Origin of the sequence: Pimelobacter sp. 30-1, assembly GCF_018831735.1 — a bacterium.
Lineage (GTDB): Bacteria > Actinomycetota > Actinomycetes > Propionibacteriales > Nocardioidaceae > Nocardioides.
Map to the genome: position 1 here is coordinate 23,940 of NZ_NHTS01000016.1, position 23,728 is coordinate 47,667.

The 23,728-nt window shown below is 73.0% G+C and carries 24 protein-coding genes; 9 read left to right on the forward strand and 15 right to left on the reverse strand.

From position 1 onward, the window contains the following. Positions 1 to 22 precede the first annotated feature (22 nt). A complete protein-coding gene (locus CCO04_RS26440; RefSeq protein WP_215817181.1) occupies positions 23 to 913 on the forward strand; it encodes an LLM class F420-dependent oxidoreductase in 891 nt (296 codons plus the stop codon). Next, a complete protein-coding gene (locus CCO04_RS26445) occupies positions 910 to 1,398 on the forward strand; it encodes a nuclear transport factor 2 family protein (protein WP_215817182.1) in 489 nt (162 codons plus the stop codon). Before CCO04_RS26440 ends, CCO04_RS26445 begins: the two co-directional genes overlap by 4 nt. Here CCO04_RS26445 and CCO04_RS26450 read toward each other — a convergent pair. The 7 genes from CCO04_RS26450 to CCO04_RS26480 form a co-directional block, all read right to left on the reverse strand. Continuing rightward, positions 1,395 to 1,883 (reverse strand): nuclear transport factor 2 family protein, encoded by a 489-nt coding sequence (locus CCO04_RS26450; protein ID WP_215817183.1) that lies wholly within the window; start codon positions 1,881 to 1,883, stop codon positions 1,395 to 1,397. The two genes, CCO04_RS26445 and CCO04_RS26450, sit on opposite strands and share 4 nt — an antisense overlap. Before the next feature lie 50 nt (positions 1,884 to 1,933). Next, on the reverse strand, positions 1,934 to 2,986 hold the full coding sequence (locus tag CCO04_RS26455; protein WP_215817184.1) for a maleylacetate reductase: 1,053 nt from the start codon (positions 2,984 to 2,986) through the stop codon (positions 1,934 to 1,936). Next, positions 2,983 to 4,875: a dioxygenase gene (locus CCO04_RS26460; protein ID WP_215817185.1), complete on the reverse strand. Its 1,893-nt coding sequence runs from the start codon at positions 4,873 to 4,875 to the stop codon at positions 2,983 to 2,985. The genes CCO04_RS26455 and CCO04_RS26460 overlap by 4 nt, the downstream gene beginning before the upstream one ends. Beyond that, positions 4,872 to 6,425 carry a bifunctional 3-(3-hydroxy-phenyl)propionate/3-hydroxycinnamic acid hydroxylase gene (locus CCO04_RS26465; protein ID WP_215817186.1) on the reverse strand — a complete coding sequence of 518 codons (1,554 nt, stop codon included), beginning with the start codon at positions 6,423 to 6,425 and terminating at the stop codon, positions 4,872 to 4,874. The genes CCO04_RS26460 and CCO04_RS26465 overlap by 4 nt, the downstream gene beginning before the upstream one ends. Before the next feature lie 85 nt (positions 6,426 to 6,510). Further along, entirely contained in the window at positions 6,511 to 7,515 is a 1,005-nt protein-coding gene (locus tag CCO04_RS26470; protein ID WP_215817187.1) for an AraC family transcriptional regulator, read from the reverse strand. 19 nt (positions 7,516 to 7,534) lie between these two features. Next, positions 7,535 to 8,638 (reverse strand): homoserine O-acetyltransferase, encoded by a 1,104-nt coding sequence (locus tag CCO04_RS26475; RefSeq protein WP_308281557.1) that lies wholly within the window; start codon positions 8,636 to 8,638, stop codon positions 7,535 to 7,537. Between the two features lie 10 nt (positions 8,639 to 8,648). Further along, the gene (locus CCO04_RS26480) at positions 8,649 to 9,935 is read right to left on the reverse strand and encodes an O-acetylhomoserine aminocarboxypropyltransferase/cysteine synthase family protein (RefSeq protein WP_215817188.1); all 1,287 of its coding nucleotides are present in this window, start codon (positions 9,933 to 9,935) and stop codon (positions 8,649 to 8,651) included. Between the two features lie 116 nt (positions 9,936 to 10,051). On the opposite strand from CCO04_RS26480, the gene CCO04_RS26485 reads away from it, so the two are divergent. Then, positions 10,052 to 11,158 carry an LOG family protein gene (locus CCO04_RS26485; RefSeq protein WP_215817189.1) on the forward strand — a complete coding sequence of 369 codons (1,107 nt, stop codon included), beginning with the start codon at positions 10,052 to 10,054 and terminating at the stop codon, positions 11,156 to 11,158. Here CCO04_RS26485 and CCO04_RS26490 read toward each other — a convergent pair. Further along, positions 11,124 to 12,254 carry a glycosyltransferase family 1 protein gene (locus CCO04_RS26490; RefSeq protein ID WP_215817190.1) on the reverse strand — a complete coding sequence of 377 codons (1,131 nt, stop codon included), beginning with the start codon at positions 12,252 to 12,254 and terminating at the stop codon, positions 11,124 to 11,126. The two genes, CCO04_RS26485 and CCO04_RS26490, sit on opposite strands and share 35 nt — an antisense overlap. Before the next feature lie 49 nt (positions 12,255 to 12,303). Here CCO04_RS26490 and CCO04_RS26495 point away from each other — a divergent pair, with 49 nt between their 5' ends. Together CCO04_RS26495 and CCO04_RS26500 are read left to right on the forward strand one after the other, a co-directional pair. Further along, on the forward strand, positions 12,304 to 14,148 hold the full coding sequence (locus CCO04_RS26495; RefSeq protein ID WP_215817191.1) for a TIGR03767 family metallophosphoesterase: 1,845 nt from the start codon (positions 12,304 to 12,306) through the stop codon (positions 14,146 to 14,148). A gap of 26 nt (positions 14,149 to 14,174) precedes the next feature. Beyond that, a complete protein-coding gene (locus CCO04_RS26500; RefSeq protein ID WP_215817192.1) occupies positions 14,175 to 14,663 on the forward strand; it encodes a hypothetical protein in 489 nt (162 codons plus the stop codon). Positions 14,664 to 14,672: 9 nt separating this feature from the next. Here the strand turns inward: CCO04_RS26500 and rlmN are convergent, their stop codons facing one another. Next, positions 14,673 to 15,791, reverse strand: coding sequence for a 23S rRNA (adenine(2503)-C(2))-methyltransferase RlmN (rlmN, locus tag CCO04_RS26505; RefSeq protein ID WP_215817193.1), 1,119 nt, complete (start codon positions 15,789 to 15,791; stop codon positions 14,673 to 14,675). 50 nt (positions 15,792 to 15,841) lie between these two features. After that, the gene (locus CCO04_RS26510) at positions 15,842 to 16,210 is read right to left on the reverse strand and encodes a hypothetical protein (protein ID WP_215817194.1); all 369 of its coding nucleotides are present in this window, start codon (positions 16,208 to 16,210) and stop codon (positions 15,842 to 15,844) included. Positions 16,211 to 16,360: 150 nt separating this feature from the next. Here CCO04_RS26510 and CCO04_RS26515 point away from each other — a divergent pair, with 150 nt between their 5' ends. From CCO04_RS26515 to CCO04_RS26530, 4 genes are read left to right on the forward strand one after another with little or no spacing between them, the layout of a single operon-like run. Beyond that, entirely contained in the window at positions 16,361 to 16,789 is a 429-nt protein-coding gene (locus tag CCO04_RS26515; protein ID WP_215817195.1) for a YciI family protein, read from the forward strand. Next, positions 16,786 to 18,048, forward strand: a complete 1,263-nt coding sequence (locus CCO04_RS26520; RefSeq protein ID WP_215817196.1) for an RNA polymerase sigma factor — start codon at positions 16,786 to 16,788, stop codon at positions 18,046 to 18,048. The genes CCO04_RS26515 and CCO04_RS26520 overlap by 4 nt, the downstream gene beginning before the upstream one ends. Before the next feature lie 10 nt (positions 18,049 to 18,058). Beyond that, a complete protein-coding gene (locus tag CCO04_RS30015) occupies positions 18,059 to 18,859 on the forward strand; it encodes a tryptophan 2,3-dioxygenase (protein ID WP_215817197.1) in 801 nt (266 codons plus the stop codon). Further along, positions 18,856 to 19,977, forward strand: coding sequence for an aminotransferase class V-fold PLP-dependent enzyme (locus CCO04_RS26530; RefSeq protein ID WP_215817198.1), 1,122 nt, complete (start codon positions 18,856 to 18,858; stop codon positions 19,975 to 19,977). Before CCO04_RS30015 ends, CCO04_RS26530 begins: the two co-directional genes overlap by 4 nt. Here CCO04_RS26530 and CCO04_RS26535 read toward each other — a convergent pair. Genes CCO04_RS26535 through CCO04_RS26555 form a run of 5 tightly spaced genes read right to left on the reverse strand, consistent with a single transcriptional unit; the run spans position 19,962 to position 23,727 of the window. Beyond that, positions 19,962 to 20,837, reverse strand: coding sequence for a phosphatidate cytidylyltransferase (locus CCO04_RS26535; protein ID WP_215817199.1), 876 nt, complete (start codon positions 20,835 to 20,837; stop codon positions 19,962 to 19,964). The two genes, CCO04_RS26530 and CCO04_RS26535, sit on opposite strands and share 16 nt — an antisense overlap. A gap of 28 nt (positions 20,838 to 20,865) precedes the next feature. Next, a complete protein-coding gene (frr, locus tag CCO04_RS26540; RefSeq protein WP_075018772.1) occupies positions 20,866 to 21,420 on the reverse strand; it encodes a ribosome recycling factor in 555 nt (184 codons plus the stop codon). A 27-nt stretch (positions 21,421 to 21,447) separates the two neighbouring features. Continuing rightward, a complete protein-coding gene (pyrH, locus tag CCO04_RS26545; RefSeq protein ID WP_215817200.1) occupies positions 21,448 to 22,161 on the reverse strand; it encodes a UMP kinase in 714 nt (237 codons plus the stop codon). Between the two features lie 34 nt (positions 22,162 to 22,195). After that, positions 22,196 to 22,474, reverse strand: coding sequence for a hypothetical protein (locus CCO04_RS26550; protein ID WP_215817201.1), 279 nt, complete (start codon positions 22,472 to 22,474; stop codon positions 22,196 to 22,198). Then, positions 22,471 to 23,727, reverse strand: coding sequence for a hypothetical protein (locus CCO04_RS26555; RefSeq protein WP_215817202.1), 1,257 nt, complete (start codon positions 23,725 to 23,727; stop codon positions 22,471 to 22,473). The genes CCO04_RS26550 and CCO04_RS26555 overlap by 4 nt, the downstream gene beginning before the upstream one ends. Between the last annotated feature and the right edge of the window lies 1 nt (position 23,728).

Sequence of the window (23,728 nt, forward strand, 5' to 3'; positions counted from 1 at the left end):
TCCGGCCGCTTGGATGAGGCCCATGCGCATCGGCATCACCAGCCCGGTCGTGACCGCCCTGCCCGGCGCCTGCTCCCCCTGGGAGCGCACCGCGACGGTCGCCGACCTGGTCGCCGTCGCCACCGCCGCCGACCGGCTCGGCTTCGACCACCTCACCTGCTCCGAGCACGTCGCCGTCCCGGTCCCGGTCGCCGAGCAGCGCGGCGGCACCTACTGGGACCCGCTCGCCACGCTGAGCCACCTCGCCGCGCACACGACGCGGATCCGGCTCGCCACCCAGGTGCTCGTGCTCGGCTACCACCACCCGCTCGCGCTCGCGAAGCGCTACGGCACCCTCGACCTGCTCAGCGGCGGGCGGCTCGTGCTCGGTCTCGGCGTCGGCTCGCTCGAGGAGGAGTTCGACCTCCTCGGCGCCGCGTACGACGAGCGGGGCGCCGTCGCCGACGACGCGCTCCCCGCCCTGCGGGCCGCGCTCGGCGGCCCCCGCCCGACGTACGACGGGCCGCGGTTCCCGTTCGCGGACGTGGTCGTCGAGCCGCACGCCGTCCAGGCGCGGGTGCCGTTCTGGATCGGCGGCCACACCGCGCGCAGCCTGCGCCGCGCCCGCGAGCACGGCGACGGCTGGATCCCGTTCGGGCTGCCCCACGACCGGCTGCGCGCGATGCTCGACGGCACCGACCTGCCCGACGGGTTCGAGGTCGTCCTCGGCGCCGGCCGCCCGGTCGACCCGATCGGCGAGCCGGACCGGACCCGCCGCGCCCTCGACCGCACCGTCGCGGCCGGCGCCACCGTCGTCAACGTGCACGTGGCCGCCACCTCGGCGACCCACTACGCCGACCAGCTCTCCGCCCTGGCCGCCCTGGCCGGGCTCACCCCCACCCCCACCACTCCCACCGCACCGGAGGACGCATGAGCATCGAGGAACGCCTGCAGCGCCTGGAGGACGTCCAGGAGATCACCCTCCTCATCGCGTCCTACGGCCCCCTCGTCGACGCCGGCGAGGCCGAGCGGGTCGCCGGGATGTGGACCGAGGACGGCGTCTACGACGTCGACGAGATCTACATGGGCGACCAGGCCGCGATCGAGGCGATGGTGCGCGGCGACCGGCACCAGGGGCTGATCCAGAACGGCTGCTGCCACTTCCTCGGCCCCGCCCACGTCACCGTGGACGGCGACCGCGCGGTCGCCGTGTGCCCGTCGGTGCTGCTGGTGCGCCACGAGGGCCGCAACTTCCCGGCCCGGATCGGCGCCAACCACTTCGACCTCGTCCGCACGCCGCAGGGCTGGCGGATCGCGCACCGCACGATCCGCCAGCTCGACGGCGACCCCGCGTCCCGGGCGCTGTTCGCGCGCGCCGGCCAGGTCGGCCAGGTCGGCCAGGTCGACCCCACGGCCTAGAACCGCGAGCGCACCTCGGGTCCGCGCACCTTGACCTGCGCCGGCTCGTCGAGGTTCCAGGTCATCTCGAACGTGCGCCGGTAGCCGGTGCGCAGGATCCGCCACCCGTCCACGGTGCGCACGTAGGTGTCGGAGTAGATCGCCCCACCCTCCAGAGCGAACCGGAAGGCGTCGACGATCACCTTGTCGTGCAGGTACCAGGTGCCGCTCGCCCGGTCCGCGTCCTCCGGGTCGAGATCGATCTCGGGGTGGTGCGCCTGGTGCATCGTCAGCACGCCCTCCCCCATGTTCGCGCGCATGTAGGCGACCAGCGGGCCGGGCGAGTCGAAGGCCAGGCCGTTGTAGTCGGCCGTCGCGTCCGGCGCGAAGCAGGCCGCGAAGTCGTCCCACTGCTTGGTGTCGAGGCAGCGCAGGTAGCGGTACTTCAGGCGGGTGATCGCGGCGATGTCGGCGGCGATGTCGGCGGCGCTGTCGGCGGTGCTCATGGCGCCGAACCTAGGAAGGCCCGGCGCCACGGGGCGTCCGCGCGTACCGGTCACCGGGAGCGCCAGGCCGCCTCCAGCAACGTCTCCACGTCGGCCCGCGTGGGCACGCGCGGGTTCCGGTACGGCGCCGCGAGCACCTCGTCCGCGACCCGGGCCAGGTCCGCCCGCTCGACGCCGAGCGCGGCCAGCCCGCCGGGTACGCCGAGCCGCTCCCCCAGGTCGGCCAGCGCGGCCGGCACGTCGGCGACACCGAGCGCCCGCCGGAGCGCGGCGTCAGCCTCCGGCGCCATCGCGAGGTTGTAGCGCGCGACGTGCGGCAGCACGATCGCGTGGGTCTCGGCGTGCGGCAGGTCGAGCATCCCGCCGAGCACGTGGCAGAGCTTGTGGTGCAGGCCCATCGTGGTGGCGCCGAGGCACGCCCCGCACAGCCACGCCCCTTGCAGCGCGCGCGTCCTGGCGTCCAGGTCGGTGGGATCGGCGACGACGAGCGGCAGCGCCGCGGCCAGGTCGCGCACGCCCTGCTCGGCCATCGCCGTGATCAGCGGCGAGCCGTCCGGGGCGTAAAGCGCCTCGACCGCGTGAGCCAGCGCGTTGAGCCCGCTCGTCCCGGAGATCGCCGGCGGCAGCGACACCGTCAGCTCCGGGTCGTAGAGGACCGAGCGCGGCAGCACGGCGCGGTCCCGGCCGGTGCGCTTGCGGCCGTCCTCGGTCAGCCCCCAGATCGGGGTCATCTCCGAGCCGGCGTACGTCGTCGGGACGGCGAGGATCGGCAGCGCGTGCCGCAGCGCGAGCGCCTTGCCCAGCCCGATCGTCGAGCCGCCGCCGACGGCCACACAGCCGTCCGCGCCGACCTCGCCGGCCACCGCGGCCGCGGCGTCGACCACCGGCACCGGGACGTGCATCCGCGCGCCGTCGAAGACCCCGGCGGCCCGCGCCCCCAGCAGGCCGGCGACCCGGTCGGCCAGGTCCCGCTGCTCGGGTGTGCTCAGCACGAGCACCCGGCGCAGGCCGAGATGCTCGACCTCCTCGCCGATCCGCGCGAGGGCACCGGCGCCGAGGACCACCCGCATCGGCAGCGCCTCGTGGACGAACCCGCCGCTCATGCGGGCACCAGCCGGATGTCGAAGTGCACGTGCCGGAAGGGCGCCGTGACGCCGTACCGCTCGGCCTCGGCGGGATCGGCGACGACCGCGAAGTCGCGCACCAGGCTCGGCTTCACCGCGAACACGGCATCGCTGTCGAGATAGGGGCTGTCGGCGACGAACACGTGCGTGGTGACCGGCTCGAAGCCCTCGGCCTCGGCGATGAAGTGCACGTGCGCGGGCCGGTACGGGTGGCGTTCGCTGGCGCGCAGCAGCGCGCCGACCGGCCCGTCCGTCGGGATCGGGTAGTGCGACGGCACGACCGTGCGGAACCAGAACCGCCCGCCCTCGTCGGTGCGGAACATGCCGCGCCCGTTGCCCGGCGGCTGCGTGTCTGGCCGCTGCACGTCGTAGAAGCCCTCCTCGTCGCACTGCCAGACGTCGACGGCGGCGCCGGCAAGCGGCTGTCCGTCGAGACCGGCGACCGTGCCGGTCACCACGCACGGCCGGTCGAGCCCGAGCTCGCTGATCGAGTCGCCGAGCGCGCGCTGCGGGGACGCGGTCATGTGGAACGGTCCGAGCACCGTGCTCTCGGTGCCGTGGTCGCCGCCGTTGAGCGTCTCGACGAGCATCGAGACCCCCAGCACGTCGGAGAGCAGGACGAACTCCTGCCGGGTGTCGTCGCACGTCTGCCCGACCGCAGTGAGGAAGCCGATCGCCTGCTCCCACTCGGCCAGCGTCGGGCGCAGCTCCGCCACGAGCGCGTGCACGTGGCGGGTGACGGCGTCCAGGACGTCGCGCTGCCGCGGGTCCGGCGTCCGGGCGAAGCTCGCGCGCACCTCGTCGAGCAGGGTCGTGCGGGCGGGTGCGAGGTGCTCGCCGAACCAGTCGGCGACGTACGCCGTGCGCTCCTCGCCGTGGTTGTAGATCGTGTGGTCACCGTCCTCCCACGTGCGCAGGGTGGCGACGCCGACAGCCGCGTCCAGGAAGGGCTGCTGCTCCTCGCGGCTGACGATCGGGTCCTGGCCGCCGTGCACGACGAGGACCGCGCCGGTGATCCGGTCCTCGGGCTGCAGCGCGATCCGGTCGAAGTTGGCCTGCACCCGCGCCGCGTCGGTGGTGCCGAGCATCGCGCCGGCCTGCTCGTCGAACGTCCGGAAGCCCAGCAGGCGCGGGCGTGCGGGGGCGCCGTTGACGCAGACCGCGCTGATCCGCGGGTCGCTCGCGGCCGTCGTACCGGCGAAGAGGCCGCCCATGCTGTTGCCCCAGATGCCGACGCTGCCGCCGAGCGACGGGTCGGCGAGGACGTGGTCGACGAACGCCGAGTACGCCGCGCGGACGTCCACGTCGAGCAGGACTCCCCCGCTCATCCGGGTCTCCCCCTGCCCCGGACCCTCGACGAGGAAGGCCGCGATCCCGCGCTCCAGCAGGGCATCCGCCGCCCGCAGGTAGGTCGCGCCCCAGCCGCTCTGGCCGCCGAGCACGATCACGGTCCCGCGCGCCCGACCCGGCGGGCGCAGCAGCCAGCCGTGCAGCCGACCCGCGTCGAACGGCAGCGTCACGTGCTCCCAGGCCGGCTCAGCGAGCGCACCGGCGCGGCCCACGGTCGCGGTGAAGCGGGCGTAGAGCGCCGCCCGCTCGGGGCTGTCGTCGTTCCAGGCCATCTGGGCGAACAGCAGGGCCGCGGCCGACCACCGGAACCCGGCCCGGGCGGTGGTGCGGTGTCCGTCGGCGAGCGCCCGCTCGGCGGCGGCCGCGCGGTCGTCGGCGATGGCGACGAGCGCCTCGTCCCACGGCGTGCCCGCGTCGGTCGCGGCCCGCAGCCGTCGTACGTCGGCGGGGGCGAGGCCGCCGTCGGTCATCCGCTCCGGCGACATCGACCGCCAGAGCACGTCGGCCGGGGGCGTCACGCGACGGTCCAGTCGAGCCGCTCGCGCAGCTGCGCGAGCGCGGCCGGCAGGTCGGCGAGCGCGCCGGCCCAGAACAGGTGGTGGTCGGGGCGGCCGACGAACGCCTCGACCCCGTGGGCGGCGAACCAGTCCGCGTAGGTCCCGGCGACATCCGCGACCGTGTCGAGCGACGCCGTCACCACGCCGAGCTTGTCGAGGAACGCGAGGTCGGCCGCGCCGAGGTCCGCGGCGCTCGCCGAGACCAGGCTGAAGCCGCGCCCGACGACGTCGTCGAGGAGCCCCTCGGCGTCGCCCACGCGGACCACGCCGTGCGGCGTGAGCGTGCCGGCCAGCGGGCTCACCGCGCCGTCGGCCTCGTGGTGGACGACCCCGGCGACCAGCGTCGGGAACGGCGGCGGGGGCGGGACGTTGCCGGTCCGGAACGCCTCGTCGCGGGCGGCCGCCTCGGCCGGGTCGTGGGTGTTGGCGACCTTGCCGAGCGCCGTGGAGATCTCGGTGATCGCGGTCGCGTGCGGCCGCCGCTCGGCCTCGTAGGTGTCGAGCAGCGCGTCCCCGGCGAGGCCGCGCAGCACCAGGTCGAGCTTCCAGCCCAGGGTGATCCCGTCGCGCATGCCCGAGCACGCCCCCTGCCCCATGTACGGCGGCGTCGTGTGCGCCGCGTCGCCCGCGAGCAGCACCCGTCCCTCGCGCCAGCGCTCGGCGATCCGGCCCTGGAAGGTGTAGACGACCTGGCGCAGGATCCGCACGTCCTCCGGCCCGAGCCCGTGGGTCTCGGCCAGCCAGCGCCACGCGTAGTCCGGGTCCTCGTAGGCCGCCTGGTCCTCGCCCGGCAGCACCGCCACCTCGAAGCGCTGCCGGCTGCGCCCGATCGGCATGAACATGTGCCCGCGCGCGGGATCGCAGAACTGCGTGGTCCGGCGGAACCTCTCGGGCAGCTCGCGCAGCTGCTCGGTGTCGACGTTGAGCCAGCGGTCGTCGACGCCGTTGTCGCTGCGCTCGATGCCCAGGGTGGCGCGCACGAAGCTGTTGGCGCCGTCCGCGCCCACGACGTACGACGCGGTGATCGTGCGCTCCTCGTCGGCGTGCGACCACTGTCCGGTGCGCGACTGGCTCCACGGCCGGGCCGTCACCTCGACGCCGTCCGCGTGGGGCCGGAGGTTGACCACGGACCAGCCCTGGTGGACCTCGACTCCGGCGGCGCGGGCCGCCGCGTCCACGGCGTCCTCGATGTCGGGCTGGTACATCGAGATGTGGGCCGGGTGACCCGCCGACGTCCCGCGCCAGTCGAGCTCGACCAGCAGCTCGCCCGCAGCGCTGAAGTAGCGGTAGTAGTCCAGCGGCAGGGCGTCGCGCAGGGCGTGGTCCAGGTCGCCGACCGAGGCGATGACGCGGGCGGTCTCGCCGTCGATGTGGGTCAGCCGCGGCAGGCCGTAGAGGCCCGGCCAGCGCTCGAAGACCACGACCTTGTGGCCGGCGCGGCCCAGGGCCGAGGCGAGGACCAGTCCGGCGGGGCCGTATCCGACGATCGCGACGTCGTACTCGTTGCTCATGACGGCGACGCTAGGTTCGCCGCGGCCTCACGACGATCCGCTTCGCGTCAGGGTGATCCGGCGAGCGACAGGAGTGTGCGAGCGGTCACTCGGGGGCGGCGCGCAGGGTCGCCGAGGGGCTCTCGCCGTAGCGCTCGCGATAGGCACCGGCGAACCGCGGGACGTGGGAGAAGCCCCAGCGCAGGGCGACGTCGGCGACGGTCAGCCCGCTGCCGGAAGCGGCCGCGCGCAGGTCGGCGTGGACCCGCGCGAGCCGGACCTGCTGGAGGTACTGGCGCGGCGCGACGCCCACGTGGTCGCGGAAGTGGCGCTGGAGCGAGCGCGGGCTCACGCCGGCCTCGGCGGCGAGCCGCTCGACCGTGAGCTCCTCGTCGGGCCGGGCCTCGATCAGGTCGATCGCCCCCTTGACCGGTGCCGGCCGGTGGGCGCCGTGGCGCCGCTCGGCGAGCTGGTCGCTGTAGTTGTGCGGCTGGGCCAGCAGCAGCCCGGTCATCAAGAAGCCGGACCACGGGTTGGTGGCGTCGACGGCGCCGCCGACTCCCCCGAGCCCGAGCGGCTCGTCGAGGTCCTCGACCAGCAGCCGTACGGCGCGCGCCCACGAGGCCGCCGCCGGGCCGCGCAGGTCCATCGCCATCCGGAACCGGATCGGCGCGACCACGGTGCGGCCCAGGAGCCCTTCGAGGTGGCGCTCCAGCGCGTAGCGCTCGAAGCGCACGTGGAGCTGGCGGTAGTCGTCGCTCAGCCGCATCTGCGCCTGCATCCGCGGCGAGATGATCCCGGCGGTGTGCGGGTCGACGACCACCTCGTCGTCCCCGCAGGTGATCAGGTTGCGCCCGCCCCAGGACAGGTTGATGTCGTAGTAGTCGACCTGCTCGGTCAGCGTCGCGCCGAGCGCGGCACCGCGGTGCTCGCCGTAGACCAGGGAGAGCGCCCCCAGCGGGGCGACGGCGACCGAGACCCGCTCGACCCGGCCGGAGCGCTCCAGCGGGACCAGGCGGTGGGGCGTCAGCGCCCGCGACACCGAGACCCGGAACTCGTCGAGGTCGTCGGCGTCGACCACCGAGAACCGCTCGAGCACCGGCCTGGTCATCTCGCCATGGTAGCCGCGCTCAGGCGAGGAAGGCGCTGATCGCCTCGTGGTAGCCGGGCGGCTGCAGCAGGAACGAGTCGTGCCCCCACGGCGAGGCCAGCTCGGTGTGCTCGACGGCGACCCCGCGCGCGGCCAGCTCGTCGCGGATCCGCAGCGAGTGCGCCGTCGGGAAGCGCCAGTCGCTGTCGAACGAGACGAGCCGGAAGCGGGTCGACGGGACGGCGTCCGGATAGGCCCCGAACGGGTCGAAGTAGTCCATCGGCCGGGTGAGGTGGAGGTACGACAGCGCGTCGAAGCGCTCCAGGAACGAGGTGCCCTGGTGCTGGAGGTAGTGCTCGACCTCGAAGTCCGCGGCGAGCCGCTTGTCGTGGCCGGTCGTGTCGCGCCGGTGGCCGAACTTCTCCTCCAGCGAGATCTCGGAGACGTAGGTGATGTGGGCCATCATCCGGGCGACCTTCATGCCGTGGCGGGGCGCGACGCCGTGGTCGGCGTACCGGCCGCCGTGGAAGTCGGGGTCCTCCAGGATGGCCGCCCGGGCGACCGACGAGAACGCGATGTTCTCGGGCGTGAGCCGCGCGCTCGCCGCGACGACGACGGCCCGGTCGATCCGGTCCGGCTCCTGCAGCGCCCACTCCAGGACCTGCATGCCGCCGAGCGATCCGCCGACCGCGGCGTGCAGCCGCTCGATGCCGAGGTGGTCGAGCAGGCCGCGGTGGGCCGTGACGAAGTCGGCGATGTCGAGCAGCGGGAAGTCCGGCCCGTAGGGACGCCCGGTCACCGGGTCGGGCGAGGAGGGCCCGGTGGTGCCGGAGCAGCCGCCGAGCAGGTTCGCCGAGACGACGAAGAAGCGGTCGGTGTCGACCGCCCGGCCCGGCCCGATGAGGTTGTCCCACCAGCCCGGACGGCGGGCGCCCTCGTGCCAGCCGGCGGCGTGGGCGTCGCCGGTGAGGGCATGGCAGACGACGACGGCGTTGTCCCGCGCGGGGTTCAACGCGCCGTAGGTCTCGTAGGCGACCTCGACGTGGGGCAGCTCCGCCCCGGAGGCGAGGACCAGCGGGCCGCTCTCGGTGAGAACGGCCCGCTGGGTCGCGACGATGCCGAGGCCGCCGGCGGCGGCGGTCACGTCGTCAGGGTCACTTCGCGGCGGTCAGCGCCTGGTCGAGGTCGGCGATCAGGTCATCAACGTGCTCGATACCGATCGAGAGCCGGACCAGCTCTTCCGGCACGCCGGCCGCCTCGAGCTCGTCGGGCGTGAGCTGGGAGTGCGTCGTCGTGGCGTTGTGCACCGCCAGCGACTTCGCGTCGCCGATGTTGACCAGGTGACTGAACAGCTCGAGCGCCTCGATGAAGCGCTTGCCGCCGTCCCGGCCGGACTTGAGGCCGAACGACACCAGGCCGCCGTAGCCGCGCCCGGTGAAGTAGCCGTCGGCCGCCGCCTTGTAGGGGCTGTCCTCGAGGCCCGGGTAGGACACCCACGCCACCGAGTCGTGGCCCTGCAGGTACTTCGCGATCGCGAGCGCGTTCTCGCTGTGGCGCTCCATGCGCAGGTGCAGCGTCTCGAGACCCTGGAGGAAGAGCCACGAGTTGAGCGGCGCGATCGCGGCACCGGTGTTGCGCAGCAGCACCGTACGGGCCCGGATGATGTAGGCCAGGTTGCCGACCGCCTCGGTCCACACGACACCGTGGTAGGCGCTGTCGGGCTGGGTCAGCCCCGGGAACCGCTCCGCGTGCGCGGCCCAGTCGAAGTTGCCGGAGTCGACGATGATGCCGCCGATCGACGTACCGTGACCGCCGATGTACTTGGTCGCCGCGTGCACCGCGACGTCCGCACCGTGCTCGAAGACCCGCGCCAGCAGCGGCGTCGTCGCCGTGCTGTCGACGATGAGCGGCAGCCCCTGCGCGTGGGCCGCGTCGGCCCAGGCACGCACGTCGACGACGTTGACCTTCGGGTTGCCGATCGTCTCGGCGAAGACCAGCTTGGTCTTGTCGTCGACCAGGGCGGCCAGGTCCTCCGGGCGGTCGGGGTCGACGAAGCGGACCTCGATGCCGTACTGCGGCAGCGTGTGGGCGAACAGCGCGTACGTGCCGCCGTACAGCGTGGAGACGGCGACGATGTTGTCGCCGGCGTAGGTCAGGTTGAGCACCGAGTAGGTGATCGCGGCCGAGCCCGACGCGGTCGCCAGCGCACCGACGCCGCCCTCGAGCTGGGTCATCCGGTCCTCGAAGACCGACTGGGTCGGGTTCATGATCCGGGTGTAGATGTTGCCCGGCTCCGAGAGGGCGAAGAGGTTCGCCGCGTGCTCGGTGTCGTTGAACACGTACGACGTGGTCTGGTAGATCGGGACCGCCCGCGCGTTGGTGGCGGGGTCGGGCTGCTCCTGGCCGGCGTGGACGGCGAGGGTCTCGGGACGATGCGTCATCGTGCGCTGCTCCTGATTCGGGTGCGTCGCTGGGGGGAAACCCACAGCCTATTGTCAAGTAACTTCATTAAGATTGTACATGTCCGCCATGTGGCCAGGATCGCTACCGTGCACCCGTGAGAAGCAGACGCGGCCGGGTCGTCACCGTGACCACGCTGGCCGAGTTCGACCGCCGCCGCGCCGACGGCGCCCGCCGGCTCCAGGGCTGGCGGCTGATCGGGGTCGACCTCAGCGAGCGCTCCGACGCGCTGTCCGACTGCGACGTCAGCCGGACGACGTTCGTCGGCTGCGCCTTCGCCCCCGGCGACCTCGACCGCCTGGTCGCCCGCGGCGCGCTGGTGCTGCCCGCGATCGGGACTCCCCCGGTCGACCCGCAGCGCACCGAGCTCTACGCCGGCGACGAGCTCTACGACGCGGTCCCCTATGCCGACAGCCTCGACGCCCGCGCCTACGCCTGGGCCCAGAGCCGCGACGGGCAGGCCGACACGCTCGCCCAGGCGCTGCACGACGAGGCGGTCGACCGCGCCCTCGCGGCGTGGATCCGGGAGCGCTCCCTGGTCGGCGTGATGGGCGGCCACGCCGCCGACCGCGGTACGCCGGCCTACGCCGAGGCGGCCCGGCTGGGTGCGGCGCTCGGTACGGCGCACGCCGTCGCCACCGGCGGTGGGCCGGGCGCGATGGAGGCCGCCAACCTCGGCGGCCGGATGGCCGCGGCTCCCCCGGAGGCGCTCACCGAGGCGCTCGGCCGGCTGGCCGCCGTGCCGTCGTTCCGGCCCTCGATCGACGCGTGGGTCGCGACGGCCCGGGAGGCGCTCGCGCTGTGCCCCGATCCGCGGCCCTCGCTCGGCGTACCGACCTGGCACTACGGCCACGAGCCGCCGAACCTGTTCGCCACCGCGATCGCGAAGTACTTCCGCAACGCGCTGCGCGAGGCGATCCTGCTCCAGGTCTGCGACGCGGGCATCGTGTTCCTGCCCGGCGCGGGCGGCACCGTGCAGGAGATCTTCCAGGACGCCTGCGAGAACTACTACGCGACCGAGCAGACGATCGCGCCGATGGTGCTCGTCGGGCGTTCCTACTGGACCGAGGAGCTGCCCGCCTGGCCGCTCCTCAGCGCGCTGGCCAAGGGGCGGCCCATGGAGTCGCACGTCCACCTCGTCGACACCGTCGAGGAGGCGGCCGCGATCGTCACGCAGCCCGTGCGCCCGCGCGCGCCCCGATGACCGCGCGGTAGTGCGTGACGAGCTGCTCGTTGATCGCGAACCACGAGCGCTCCTGCACCGCCCGCAGCGCGGTGAGCGCCATCGCGCGGCGCAGCTCCTCGTCGCGCGCGAGCCGGTCGACGGCCGCGGCCAGCGCTGACCCGTCACCCGGGCGGTAGAGCAGGCCCGAGGCACCGTCGGCGACGACGTCGAGGGGTCCGCCGGCGGCGGGCGCGACGACGGGGATGCCCGAGGCGAGCGCCTCCTGCGCCGACTGGCAGTAGGTCTCGTAGCGGCCGGTGTGCACGAACACGTCGAGCGAGGCGTACGCCCGGCTCAGCTCGTCACCATGCAGCAGGCCGAGGAAGTGCGCCCGGTCGCCCAGCAGGCCGCGCAGCCGCTGCTCCTCCGGGCCACCGCCGACGACCACGAGGGCGTAGCGCGGGTCGCGCGCGAGGTGGGCGAGCAGGTCCAGCTCCTTCTCGGCGGCCAGCCGGCCGACGTACCCGACGAGGAGCCGGCCGTCCGGCGCGAGCCGCTGCCGCAGCCCCTCGTCGCGGTGCCGCGGGTGGAAGGCGACGAGGTCGACGCCGCGTCCCCACCGGTGCACCTCCGGTACGCCGAGCGCCTCCAGCTGGGCGATGCTCGCCGTCGAGGGCGCCAGGGTGCGGTCGACGTGGTGGTGGATCCGCCGGGTCAGGCCGGCAGCCGCCCGGGCGCCCCCGGGGACGTCGTAGCGCTCGGCGAAGCCGACCAGGTCGGTCTGGTAGATCGCGACCGTCGGGATCCCGAGCTCCTCGGCCGCCCGCGAGGCCTGGTAGCCCAGCGTCGCCGGCGAGGCGATGTGGACCACGTCGGGGCGGTACTGGGCCAGCACCTGGCGCAGCCGGCGCCGGGTCTCCAGGCCGAGCCGGAAGTCCGGGTAGAACGGCAGGTTCGCCCCGCGCGCCCGGCGTACCCGGAACCCGGCGTAGGTGTCCGGGCCGGTGGGGGCGACGAGCTCGGCCTCGTGACCCTCCGCGGAGAGATGCTCCAGCACCCGGCGCACGGAGTTCGTGACGCCGTTGATCTGCGGGAGGAACGACTCGGCAACCACCAGAACCCGGAGCTTGGTCATGGCTCGGACGCTAAGGACGCCGCGTCAACGCGCCGTCACGGTTGCGGGAGTGGCGGGCATCCGCTTCGTGAACGCCCGGGGCCGGTTCGGCGTACGACGTGACCCGGCTCACCCCCGCTTCGTTGGCCCGTTCGTGGAGATCACTCGCCGAAACCTGATCCGCAACGCCGTCACCGCCGGAGGCCTCGCCGTCGCGGCGACCACCCTGCCCGGCGTGCTGCGCTCCTCGGTCGCCTCCGCCGCGCCCGCCCCGGCCGCGGCCCCCGTCGTCCCCGCGCTCGCACCGACCGGATCGACCCTCGCCCAGACCTACGCCACCGGCGCCGCCGGGACCGGTGGGTACCGCCCGGTGATCGCCGCCGCGGGCGAGCCGCACCGGGTCCGCGAGGGCCTGGGCGTCGCCGCCGAGGCCGGCCGCGCGGCCCGGCGCCAGGGACTGATCTCGTTCGTCCAGCTCAGCGACGTCCACATCGTCGACGCCCAGTCGCCCCTGCGCCTGGAGTGGACCGACCGCCTCGACGACCCGAGCCCGCTGCCCGCGCTCGGGCTGTTCTCGTCGGCGTACCGGCCGCAGGAGATGCTCACCGGTCACGTCGCGGACTCGATGGTGCGGGCCATCAACCAGATCGCCACCGGCCCGGTGACCGGCAAGCCGTTCGCGCTCGCCATCCAGACCGGCGACAACTCCGACAACTCGCAGTTCAACGAGGTGCGCTGGAACATCAACGTCCTCAACGGCGGCCAGGTCCGCGTCGACTCCGGCAACCTGACCCGCTGGGAGGGCGTCGCCGACAGCACCCCGCTGACCTACGACACGGCCTACTGGCACCCGCACGGCGCGCCCGCCGGCAAGCCCGTCGACCGGCCGCGCGCGGAGTACGGGTTCCCCGTCGTACCGGGGCTCCTGGACGCGGCCCGCCGCCCCTTCACCGCCGAGGGCCTCGACATCCCCTGGTACTCCGTCTTCGGCAACCACGACGGCCTCGCCCAGGGCAACTTCCCCGCCAACACCCTCCAGCTCAACCTGATCGCCCTCGGCGCCGTCAAGATCGTCTCCCCGCCGCTCGGCCTCAACCCCGCACAGCTCCTCGACGACCTCACCACCGACCCCGCCGCGCTCCTCACCAACCTGCTCGGCGGCGCCCTCAACACCGTCGTCCGTGCCGTCGCCCCCGACCTCAACCGCCGGCTGCTCACCCGCCGCCAGATCGTCGAGCAGCACTTCGCCCTCGGCGGCGCGCCCTTCGGGCACGGCTTCACCGCCACCAACCGCCAGCAGGGCACGGCGTACTACACCTTCGACCAGGGCTCGTTCCGGTTCATCGTCCTCGACACGGTCAACCCCAACGGCTACTCCGACGGCTCCCTCGACAAGACCCAGTTCACCTGGCTCAAGAACCTGCTCGCCCAGTCGGCCGGCAAGGCCGTCCTGGTCTTCAGCCACCACACCTCCGACACCATGGGCAACCCCCTCATCGGCACCGGCGGCCAGCTCGAGCAGCGCATCACCGGCGGCGCCGTCCTCGACGCCCTCCTCGCCACCCCCCAGGTCATCGCCTGGATCAACGGCCACACCCACCGCAACAAGATCACCCCGCGCCCCCGCACCGGCGGCGGAGGCCTGTGGGAGATCACCACCGCCTCGCACATCGACTGGCCCCAGCAGGCCCGCATCATCGAGGTCGCCGACAACGCCGACGGCACTCTCTCGCTCTTCACCACCATGGTCGACCACGCCGGCCCCGCCTCCACGGGCGCCGGCACCACCGACGCTCCCGCGCTCGCGGGCCTGGCCCGCGAGCTGGCTGCCAACGACTGGCACGAGAACCGCGGTGGGCTGGGGACGCTGGACGACCGGAACGTCGAGCTGCTGGTGCCGAGCCCGCTGACCTGACTGGGTCCAGCCCCTACGCTGGCCCGATGCTGAGACTGGGCCTCACCCGCACGCTGGCGCTGGTGTCGCTGATCATCGCCGCGTCGGCCTGCTCGTCGGCACCGGAGGGTGCCGCTCCCACCCGGTTCACGATCCGCCCCGACGACTACCACGTCCCCTACGCCGGCACGGCGGCCGACGGCCGCCGGTTCTTCCTCAGCCCGGGACTGTTCGACGCCGAGCAGTCGTACGTCGGCCTCTTCCTCTGGAACGCCGACGGCTCGTTCGACGAGGTGCTCGTCGACCGGGTCGACGATCGCGCCGGCGTCGACCGTGCCACCCGTGAGCACCTGGCCGCACTCGGCGACTACACCCTGGAGCCGATCGAGGTGGAGCCGTTCACCACCGAGGTCGACGGCGTCACGTTCGGCTGGGAGGTCAGCATCCAGGACGAGGACGTCTACATGATCAACATCGAGCCCGGCGACTTCATCGCGTACTTCGAGCCCTGGGACGGCGTCGAGTACGACACCTAGGCCGCAGCGCTACTCCTTGGCAGCGAGCTGCCCGCACGCCCCGTCGATCTCCTGACCCCGCGTGTCGCGCACCGTCGTCGCCACACCCTTGGCCTCGAGCCGCCGGACGAACTCCCGCTCGTCGGCCGGGTCGGACGCCGTCCACTTCGACCCCGGGGTCGGGTTGAGCGGGATCAGGTTGACGTGGACCCAGCCGTGCGCGCGCTCGTTGAGCAGGTCGGCGAGCAGGTCGGCACGCCAGGCGTGGTCGTTGATGCCGCGCATCATGGCGTACTCGATCGAGACGCGGCGCCCGGTCTTGGAGAAGTACTCGAAGGCGGCGTCGAGCGTCTCGGCGACGGAGAAGCGCGTGTTGATCGGGACGAGCTCGTTGCGCAGCTCGTCGTCCGGCGCGTGCAGCGACAGCGCGAGCGTGACCGGGATGCCCTCGTCGGCGAGCTGCTTGATCCTCGGCACGAGGCCGACGGTGGACACGGTGATGCCGCGCGCGGACATGCCGTAGCCGTCGGGGGCCGGCTCGGTGAGGCGGCGTACGGCGCCGATCACGGCCTTGTAGTTGGCCAGCGGCTCGCCCATGCCCATGAACACGACGTTGTTGACCCGCCCGGTGCCACCGGGGATCTCGTCGCGGTCGAGCGCGCGGGCGCCGGCGAGCACCTGCTCGACGATCTCGGCGGTGGACATGTTGCGCTGCAGGCCGCCCTGGCCGGTGGCGCAGAACGGGCAGGCCATGCCACAGCCGGCCTGGCTCGACACGCACATCGTGGTCCGGCCCGGGTAGCGCATGAGGACCGACTCGACGAGGGCGCCGTCGAAGAGCTTCCACAGCGTCTTGCGGGTGGTGCCCTTGTCCGCCTCGAGCTTGCGCAGCGGCGTCATCAGCTCCGGCAGCAGTACGTCGACCAGCTCGGCCCGCTGAGCCGCCGGCAGGTCGGTCATCTGCTCGGGGTCGTCGGCCAGGCGCGAGAAGTAGTGGGTCGCGACCTGCTTGGCCCGGAAGCCCGGCAGACCCATCTCGACCAGGAGGTCCTTGCGCTCGGCCGGGGTCAGGTCGGCCAGGTGCCGGGGTGGCTTCTTGCGCCCCCGCGGTTCCGCGAGGACGAGAGGAAGCGGCTTCGGCTCGGACATCGTCACCGATTCTCCCACCGCCCGAGGCGCTGGCCCAATCGTGCGGCGGCTCAGGTGTCCTTCTGGTACAGGTACCAGCCGACGGCGGCGCCGACGCCCGCCACGACGACGAGCGTGGAGAGCATGCCGAGCAGCATGTAGCGGCCGAAGCGGCGGGTGTGGTGGGGCACCAGCAGACCGATCGGGACGACCAGCAGCAGGAGGACGAACGGGAAGAGCTCCTCGACCCGCTTGTACCCGGCGATCCACTTGATGATCGCGGCGTAGAGCCCCGGGACCACGATGATCGACACCATGCCGGTGAAGAACCCCGCGAGCGGGAAGAACACCGGATGTCCCCGGTGGAACCAGTCGGGACGACGCGACCGGTCGTCGCTCGCCTCGCGGTCGCCCACCCGGGCCTCGTCTGCGTCACTCATGTCCGGGCGATCGTAGCGGCCTGCCCACAATGACGCGTGACGCGACCCACACGCGAAGTTCTTCGCGGTTCGTGTCGATCCAGGCGGTTCCCCGTTCGACCGAAGGGTGAAAGGGTCGCAGAGGGCGGCCCCGCACACCGAGGAGACACCATGAAGTACATGCTCATCATGCGCTCGAACGACGAGGCCCAGGCGGCCTGGGGGGCCAGCGAGGTCCCGTTCGAGGAGATCATGGAGGCGATGGGCCGGTTCAACGACGAGATGATCCAGGCCGGCGTCCTGCTCGCCGCCGAGGGTCTCGACCCCGACCCGGCCACGGGCGTGGTCGTCGACTACTCCAGCCAGCCCCCGGTCGTCACCGACGGTCCCTACGGCGAGACCAAGGAGCTCTTCGGCGGCTACTGGATCGTGGACGTCGCCTCGCTCGAGGAGGCCGCCGCGTGGGCCGCCCGGGCGCCGCTGTCCGGGCCCGGCATGAAGGCCGAGATCCGCCGGATCACCTCGATCGACGAGTTCCCCCAGGACAACGAGTGGATCCGCAAGGAGCGGGCCTGGCGCGAGGCCACCGGCCAGCGGTGAGCGCTGCCGAGGGCCGGCGCGCCGTCGAGGCCGTCTGGCGGATCGAGTCCGCCCGGATCGTCGGTGCGCTGGCCCGGTACGTCGGCGACTTCCCGCTCGCCGAGGACCTCGCCCAGGAGGCGTTCGCCGAGGCGCTCGTGGCGTGGCCGCGCGACGGCGTCCCCGAGCGCCCGGCGGGCTGGCTGCTGACCGTGGGACGGCGGCGCGCCGTCGACGGCTTCCGGCGGCGCGCCACCCGCGACGACCGGTACGCCGTCCTGGCGCGCGACCTGGCGAGCGCGACCGAGGCGGGCGACGACGGCGACCTCGACCTGCTGGCCGATCCCGACCAGATCGACGACGACCTGCTGGCGCTGGCGTTCATCTCCTGCCACCCGATGCTCTCGCCCGAGGCGCAGGTCGCGCTGACCCTGCGCACGATCGGCGGCCTGACGAGCGACGAGATCGCCCGCGCCTTCCTGGTGCCGACCGCGACCGTCCAAGCCCGGATCACCCGGGCGAAGAAGACGCTGGGCGCGGCGCGGGTGCCGTTCGTCGTACCGCCGCCCGAGGAGCGGCGCGAGCGGCTCCGGGCGGTGCTCAGCGTGGTCTACGTGATCTTCACCGAGGGCTCCTCGGCGACCTCCGGCACCGCGCAGATCCGGGTCGACCTGGCTCGCGAGGCGCTGCGCCTGGCCCGGGTCCTGGCCCGGCTCAGCCCGGACGAGCCGGAGGTCCACGGCCTGCTGGCCCTCCTCGAGCTCACCGCCGCCCGGTTCCCGGCCCGGACGGCGCCCGACGGGCGCCCGGTGCTGCTGGAGGACCAGGACCGCCGCCGCTGGGACCGTACGGCGATCCGCCGGGGTCTCGCCGCCCTCGACCGCGCCGAGCGGGTCGGCCGCGGGCTCGGCGCCTACGGCCTCCAGGCCGCCATCGCCGCCTGCCACGCCCGTGCCGTCTCCGTCGCGGCGACCGACTGGGACCGCATCGTCCTGCTCTACGAGGCCCTCGGCCGGATCGCGCCCTCCCCCGTCGTCGAGCTCAACCGCGCGGTCGCCGTGTCCATGGCGGCCGGCCCCGGCCCCGCACTCCCCCTGGTCGACGCCCTCGCCGCCGAGGGCGCCTTCGCGGGCTCGCACCTGCTGCCGAGCGTGCGCGGCGAGCTGCTGCGCCGGATGGGGCGCACCGAGGAGGCCCGTACCGAGCTGGAGCACGCGCTCGCGCTGTGCGGCAACGAGTCCGAGCGCGCGGTACTGGCCGCGAAGCTGGCCGACCTGTGAGAGTAGGCAGGTGACCGAGCAGAGCGCGCCGCACCCGGCGCTGACCTACAGCACCTACCTCGCCCTCGACGACGTCCTCGCCGCGCAGCACCCCCGCTCGGACGAGCACGACGAGCTCCTCTTCATCGTGATCCACCAGGTCTACGAGCTCTGGTTCAAGCAGATGCTGCACGAGCTGACCGGCCTCCAGGTGCGGCTCGAGGAGGGCGACACCCCGCGCGCGCTCCAGACGCTCGGCCGGGTCCGCGCGATCCTCAAGGTCGCCGTCGCCCAGGTCGACGTCCTGGAGACGATGACGCCGCGCCAGTTCACCAGCTTCCGCGGCCGCCTCGACGCCTCCAGCGGCTTCCAGTCCGAGCAGTTCCGCGAGCTCGAGGCGACGCTCGGCCGCCGCGACCGCCGCGTGTTCGAGCACTACCCCGAGGGCAGCGCGGGGCGCGCGCGGATCGCCGCCGCGATGTCGCGCCCGTCGGTCTTCGACTCGTTCCTGCGCTACCTCACCACCCAGGGGTACGACGTCCCTGCCGCCGCGCTCGACCGCGACCTCAGCACCCCCTGGGAGCCCTCCCCCGACGTCCAGCGCCTGCTCCTGGCGGCGTACGCCGACGAGAGCGGCGCCGCCCAGGTCGCCGAGCGCCTGGTCGACCTCGACGAGGGCCTCCAGGAGTGGCGCTACCGCCACGTCAAGATGGTCGAGCGCACCATCGGCGCCAAGCCCGGCACCGGCGGCTCGTCCGGCGCGGCGTACCTGTGGAGCACGGTCACCCAGGCGCTCTTCCCCGACCTGTGGGCGATCCGGAGCGAGATGTGAGCCTGGCGGCTCACTACACGCACTTCCGGGTCGCCGAGCGGCTGCTGCTGACCGGTCACTCCCACCAGGCCTGGCCCGACGTCGCCCGCGAGGGCGTCGTCGAGGCCTACGACGACGCGGCGCGCGAGGTCGGCGCCAAGTGGGACCGGGCGGAGGCCAAGGCCGAGCGGCTGCGCGCCGGGGTCCGGCTGCTCCTCGACGACCCGGCCGGCACGGTCGCGCTGGGCGCGAGCACCCACGACCTGCTCCTGCGGTTCCTGTCCGCGCTCGACCTGCGCACCCGGCCGCGGATCGTCACCACCGACGCCGAGTTCCACTCCGCGCGCCACCTGCTCGACAACCTCGCCACGGCCGGCCTCGACGTCGCCCGCGTCCCCGCCCACCCCGTGGCCTCCCTCGCCGAGCGGCTCGCCGCCGCCGTCGACGACCGCACCGCCGCGGTCGTCGTCTCCTCGGTGCTCTACGCGACCAGCCAGGTCGTCCCCGACCTCGACGCCGTCGCGGCGGCCTGCGCCCGGACCGGGGCCGAGCTGCTCGTCGACGCCTACCACCAGCTCGGGGTCGTCCCGCTCGGGCTCGGCGCGGCCGGCCTCGGCGAGGCGTGGGTGGTCGGCGGCGGCTACAAGTACCTCCAGCTCGGCGAGGGCTGCTGCTTCCTGCGCCTCCCGCCCCACGCCGCGGGTCTGCGCCCCCTCGTCTCCGGCTGGTACGCCGACGAGCGCGACCCGTGGGCCGGCGCGACGTACGACCCGACGAGCCACTACCGCGCGGCCCGGGTCCTCGACTTCTTCGCCGAGCAGGGGCTGACGCCGCCGCGGCTGCGGGAGATCGCGCTGCACCAGCGCGGCGTCCTGACCACCGCGTTCGACGCCCTCGACCTGCCGCCCGGCCTCGTCACCCGCGACCGGGAGACCCCTGCCGAGGGCTTCGGCGGCTTCCTCGCGCTGCGCAGCCCGCACGCGGCCGGGCTCCAGCGCGCGCTGGCCGCGCGCGGCGTGAGCACCGACTGCCGGGGGACGTTCCTGCGGCTCGGGCCGGCGCCGTACCTGCGCGAGGACCAGCTCACCGCCGCGATCGCGGCGCTGGCGGAAGCGGCAGCGGCTCAGAAGACGGCGTAGTGCAGCAGCAGCCAGATCGGGGCGATCGTGGCGAGCAGCGAGTCGAGCCGGTCCATCAGGCCGCCGTGGCCCGGGATGACCTGGCTCATGTCCTTGATGCCCAGGTCGCGCTTCATGACCGACTCGCACAGGTCGCCGAGCGTGGCCATGACGACCGCGATCAGGCCGAGCGCGATGCCGATCCACCACTCGGCCTCGAACAGCCAGACCACCAGGCCGATGCCGGCACCGACCGTGGCGATCGCCGAGCCGGCGAAGCCCTCCCACGACTTCTTCGGGGAGATGACGGGCGCCATCGGGTGCTTGCCGAAGAGCACGCCCGCGACGTACCCGCCGATGTCGGAGGCGATCGTGACCAGGATGAAGGTGATGATGCCCTTGACCCCGGGGTTGTCCAGACCACCGCCGGAGCGCCCGCCCTCGGCGAGCATGAGCGCCACGAACGAGCCCAGGAAGGGCACGTAGACGAGCGCGAACACCGAGGCCGTGGCGTTCTTGACGTAGCCGTCGATGCCGCGGCGCAGCAGCCACAGCATGACCACCAGCGCGCTCACCGCGGTGGCGGTGACCAGCGCCGGCGCGCCCCACAGGTAGGCGACGACGACCATCACGACGCCGCCCAGCATCAGCGGCTGCTCGGGCAGGTCGATGTCCTTGGCCAGGAGCCCCTTGCGGAGCTCCCAGACCGCGACCACCACGGCGACCGCGACGATCACCATGAACGCCGGCTTCCAGAACAGCAGCGACGCGGCGATCGCGGACAACAGGACGACGGCCGAGCCGACGGCTGCCTTGAGGTCCCGGCCGGCCCGGCCGTGGTCCTTCGTCGGGGCAGGGTCGGACGGCGTCGGTGTCGTCATCGAGGGAGTCGGAGGGTGCGCGGGGTCGTCAGACCTCGAGCAGCTCCGCCTCCTTGTTCTTGAGCATCTCGTCGATGGCCTCGGTGTGCTTCTTGGTCAGCCCGTCGAGCCGCTTCTCGGCGCCGGTGACGTCGTCCTTGCCGACCTCGCCGTCCTTCTCGAGCTTCTCCAGGCCCTGCTTGGCCTTCTGGCGCACCTGGCGCACGGCGACCTTGCCGCCCTCAGCCTTCTCCTTGGCGAGCTTGATGAACTCCTTGCGGCGCTCCTCGGTCAGCTCCGGGAAGACGCAGCGCAGCTGCTTGCCGTCGCTGGACGGGTTGACGCCCAGGTCGGAGTCGCGGATCGCCTTCTCGACGTTGTTGATCGCGCCCACGTCGTAGGGGGCGACGATGATGATGCGCGCCTCGGGGGCGGTGAAGGACGCGAGCTGCTGCAGCGGCGTCGGCGTGCCGTAGTAGTCCACCAGGATCTTGCTGAACATGCTCGGGTGCGCCCGGCCGGCCCGGATCGCCGCGAACTCCTCACGGGTCGCGTCGACCGACTTGCCCATCTTCTGGTCGGCCTCGTTGAGCGTCTCGTTGATCACCGGTTCTCCTTCGTTCGCTGCTGCTCAGCCCGCGCTGACCCGCGTACCGATCTTCTCACCCTGCACGACGCGCAGGATGTTGCCCTCGGGCTCCATGCCGAAGACGATCATCGGCAGCTTGTTCTCGCCGCACAGCGCGAACGCCGTCTGGTCCATGATCCGCAGACCCTCGGCGATCGCCTGGTCGTAGGTCAGCTCGTCGTACTTCGTAGCGGTGGGGTCGACGTTCGGGTCGGCGCTGTAGACGCCGTCGACGCCGTTCTTGGCGACCAGGACGACGTCGCAGCGGCTCTCGAGCGCACGCTGGACCGCGACGGTGTCGGTGGAGAAGTAGGGCATGCCCATGCCGGCGCCGAAGATCACGACGCGGCCCTTCTCCATGTGCCGGATCGCGCGGCGCGGGATGTAGGGCTCGGCGACCTGGCCCATCGTGATGGCGGTCTGCACGCGCGTCTCGACGCCCTGCTTCTCCAGGAAGTCCTGGAGCGCGAGGCAGTTCATGACGATGCCGAGCATGCCCATGTAGTCGGCACGGACCCGGTCCATGCCGCGCTGCTGGAGCTCGGCACCGCGGAAGAAGTTGCCACCGCCGGTGACGACCGCGATCTGCACGCCGGCGTCCACGACCGCCTTGATCTCGTGGGCCACCGCCTGGACGACGTCGGGGTCGACCCCGACCTTGCCACCGCCGAACACCTCACCGGAGAGCTTCAGGAGGACTCGCTTGTAACCGGGCACGGGCTGACCTTACCTGGGCGGGCTCGCGCCCGGCTCAGCGGATCCGCTGGACCCGGCGGCGGTAGTCGCCCCCGTTGTCGCCGTCGATCTCCGAGGCGCGGGTACGTCCGATGTGGTCGACCTTGTCCTCCCCGCCGGTGACCGGCTGGGCGGCGATGATCGTGTCCCGCTCGAACGCGTGGGACTTGTCGGTGTTGCGGTAGTAGCGGTAGAAGGCCCAGTACGTCGCCGCGCCGCCCGCCGGCCCCGCCGCGAGCAGCCAGAGCGGGCCGCCGTCCCCGCTGGACGACTGCAGGATCAGGTCGGTGATCATGCCGTCGCCACCAGGATCGCACCGGCGATGCCTTCGAGGAAGGTGCCGACCGTGAACGCCGCGAGCAGCAGCTTGGGCTGCGAGACCGGGATGCTGCCCATCGTCTCGCCGGTGCGCGCGTTGACCGCGATGTAGTGCAGCAAGCCGTTGCTCTCCTGTCGGTAGGAGTAGAGCCAGACCGGGAGGTACATCGAGACCCAGCGCGAGCCGCCGACGTCGATCTTCTCCTGCTCCCAGCGCACGCCGCGGTCGAAGCGGCCCAGCGAGGCGCGGACCTCGGAGCGGCCGATCGAGAGCAGCTGCTCCTCGAACACCGGGCGCACCGCCTCGACGTTGACGTCGCGCTTCTCGCTGGTGAAGCCGACGAGATAGCTGGCGTTCCACTTCACGGCGTTCTTGGTGTCGAACGGCAGGATCGCGTTGATGATGTTGTTGGTGTTCGCCGGGCCGAACGACGCCCGCTCGGTCGAGCCCTCGATGGTCAGGTCGTCGACGGTGAAGCTCACCCCGCGCTGGACCTGGTAGACGTCGGCCGCGTAGTAGGTGACGTTGTTGTCGCCCTGCTTCTCGGTCCAGCGCCGCGTCTGGACCTCGCCCTTGCCCCAGTACTGCGACTCGGCGCGGGCGTCGATGATCAGGTACGGCAGGTAGACGCCCAGGACGTTCTCGGGGACGAACTCCTTCTTGAACCGCTTGTGCGCGAAGAGCCGCCGCTTCGAGGCGAACTCGCGGATCTTCTCGACCGCCTCGTCCTTGGTCAACCGGAACGGCAGGACGGCGTCCGGGACGGCGCCGTTGGGGATCTGCTGGTTGACGTTGAGCGTGTGCCGGCACCAGTGGCAGCGCGCGTTGAGCGCGTGCGCGGTGTCGACGACGACCTCGGCCCCGCAGGCCTCGCACTTGAAGGTGAGCATCACCGCGGCGTCGGCGGCGATGTCGCCGGCGCCGCTCGCGATGATCGTGCCCTCGAGCTCGTCGATGCCCTCGCCGAGGCCGAACTCCTCCTCGACGCGCGCCTCCTGCCACTCGTTGCGGCAGAAGAGGCACACGAGCATGCCCGTCGACCCGCGCAGCTGGACGTCGGTCGAGCCGCACTTGGGACAGCGGTTCAGGCCGTCCTTGAGCGACTCGTTGACGGTCTCGATGCTCGGCGTGGGCTCCGGCTCGGCCTTGGCGGCCGCCAGCTCCTCCTCCAGCGACAGGGGTGGCCCGTCGAAGGTCGGGTGCTGCGGCTCAGCGGACTCCTGGGACATG

Coding starts and splice junctions, on each gene's coding strand:
- CCO04_RS26440 (WP_215817181.1), top strand. CDS start 23: ATGCGCATCGGCATCACCAGCCCGGTCGTGACCGCCCTGCCCGGCGCC.
- CCO04_RS26445 (WP_215817182.1), top strand. CDS start 910: ATGAGCATCGAGGAACGCCTGCAGCGCCTGGAGGACGTCCAGGAGATC.
- CCO04_RS26450 (WP_215817183.1), bottom strand. CDS start 1,883: ATGAGCACCGCCGACAGCGCCGCCGACATCGCCGCCGACATCGCCGCG.
- CCO04_RS26455 (WP_215817184.1), bottom strand. CDS start 2,986: ATGAGCGGCGGGTTCGTCCACGAGGCGCTGCCGATGCGGGTGGTCCTC.
- CCO04_RS26465 (WP_215817186.1), bottom strand. CDS start 6,425: ATGAGCAACGAGTACGACGTCGCGATCGTCGGATACGGCCCCGCCGGA.
- CCO04_RS26470 (WP_215817187.1), bottom strand. CDS start 7,515: ATGACCAGGCCGGTGCTCGAGCGGTTCTCGGTGGTCGACGCCGACGAC.
- CCO04_RS26480 (WP_215817188.1), bottom strand. CDS start 9,935: ATGACGCATCGTCCCGAGACCCTCGCCGTCCACGCCGGCCAGGAGCAG.
- CCO04_RS26490 (WP_215817190.1), bottom strand. CDS start 12,254: ATGACCAAGCTCCGGGTTCTGGTGGTTGCCGAGTCGTTCCTCCCGCAG.
- CCO04_RS26500 (WP_215817192.1), top strand. CDS start 14,175: ATGCTGAGACTGGGCCTCACCCGCACGCTGGCGCTGGTGTCGCTGATC.
- rlmN (WP_215817193.1), bottom strand. CDS start 15,791: ATGTCCGAGCCGAAGCCGCTTCCTCTCGTCCTCGCGGAACCGCGGGGG.
- CCO04_RS26510 (WP_215817194.1), bottom strand. CDS start 16,210: ATGAGTGACGCAGACGAGGCCCGGGTGGGCGACCGCGAGGCGAGCGAC.
- CCO04_RS26515 (WP_215817195.1), top strand. CDS start 16,361: ATGAAGTACATGCTCATCATGCGCTCGAACGACGAGGCCCAGGCGGCC.
- CCO04_RS26535 (WP_215817199.1), bottom strand. CDS start 20,837: ATGACGACACCGACGCCGTCCGACCCTGCCCCGACGAAGGACCACGGC.
- CCO04_RS26550 (WP_215817201.1), bottom strand. CDS start 22,474: ATGATCACCGACCTGATCCTGCAGTCGTCCAGCGGGGACGGCGGCCCG.
- CCO04_RS26555 (WP_215817202.1), bottom strand. CDS start 23,727: ATGTCCCAGGAGTCCGCTGAGCCGCAGCACCCGACCTTCGACGGGCCA.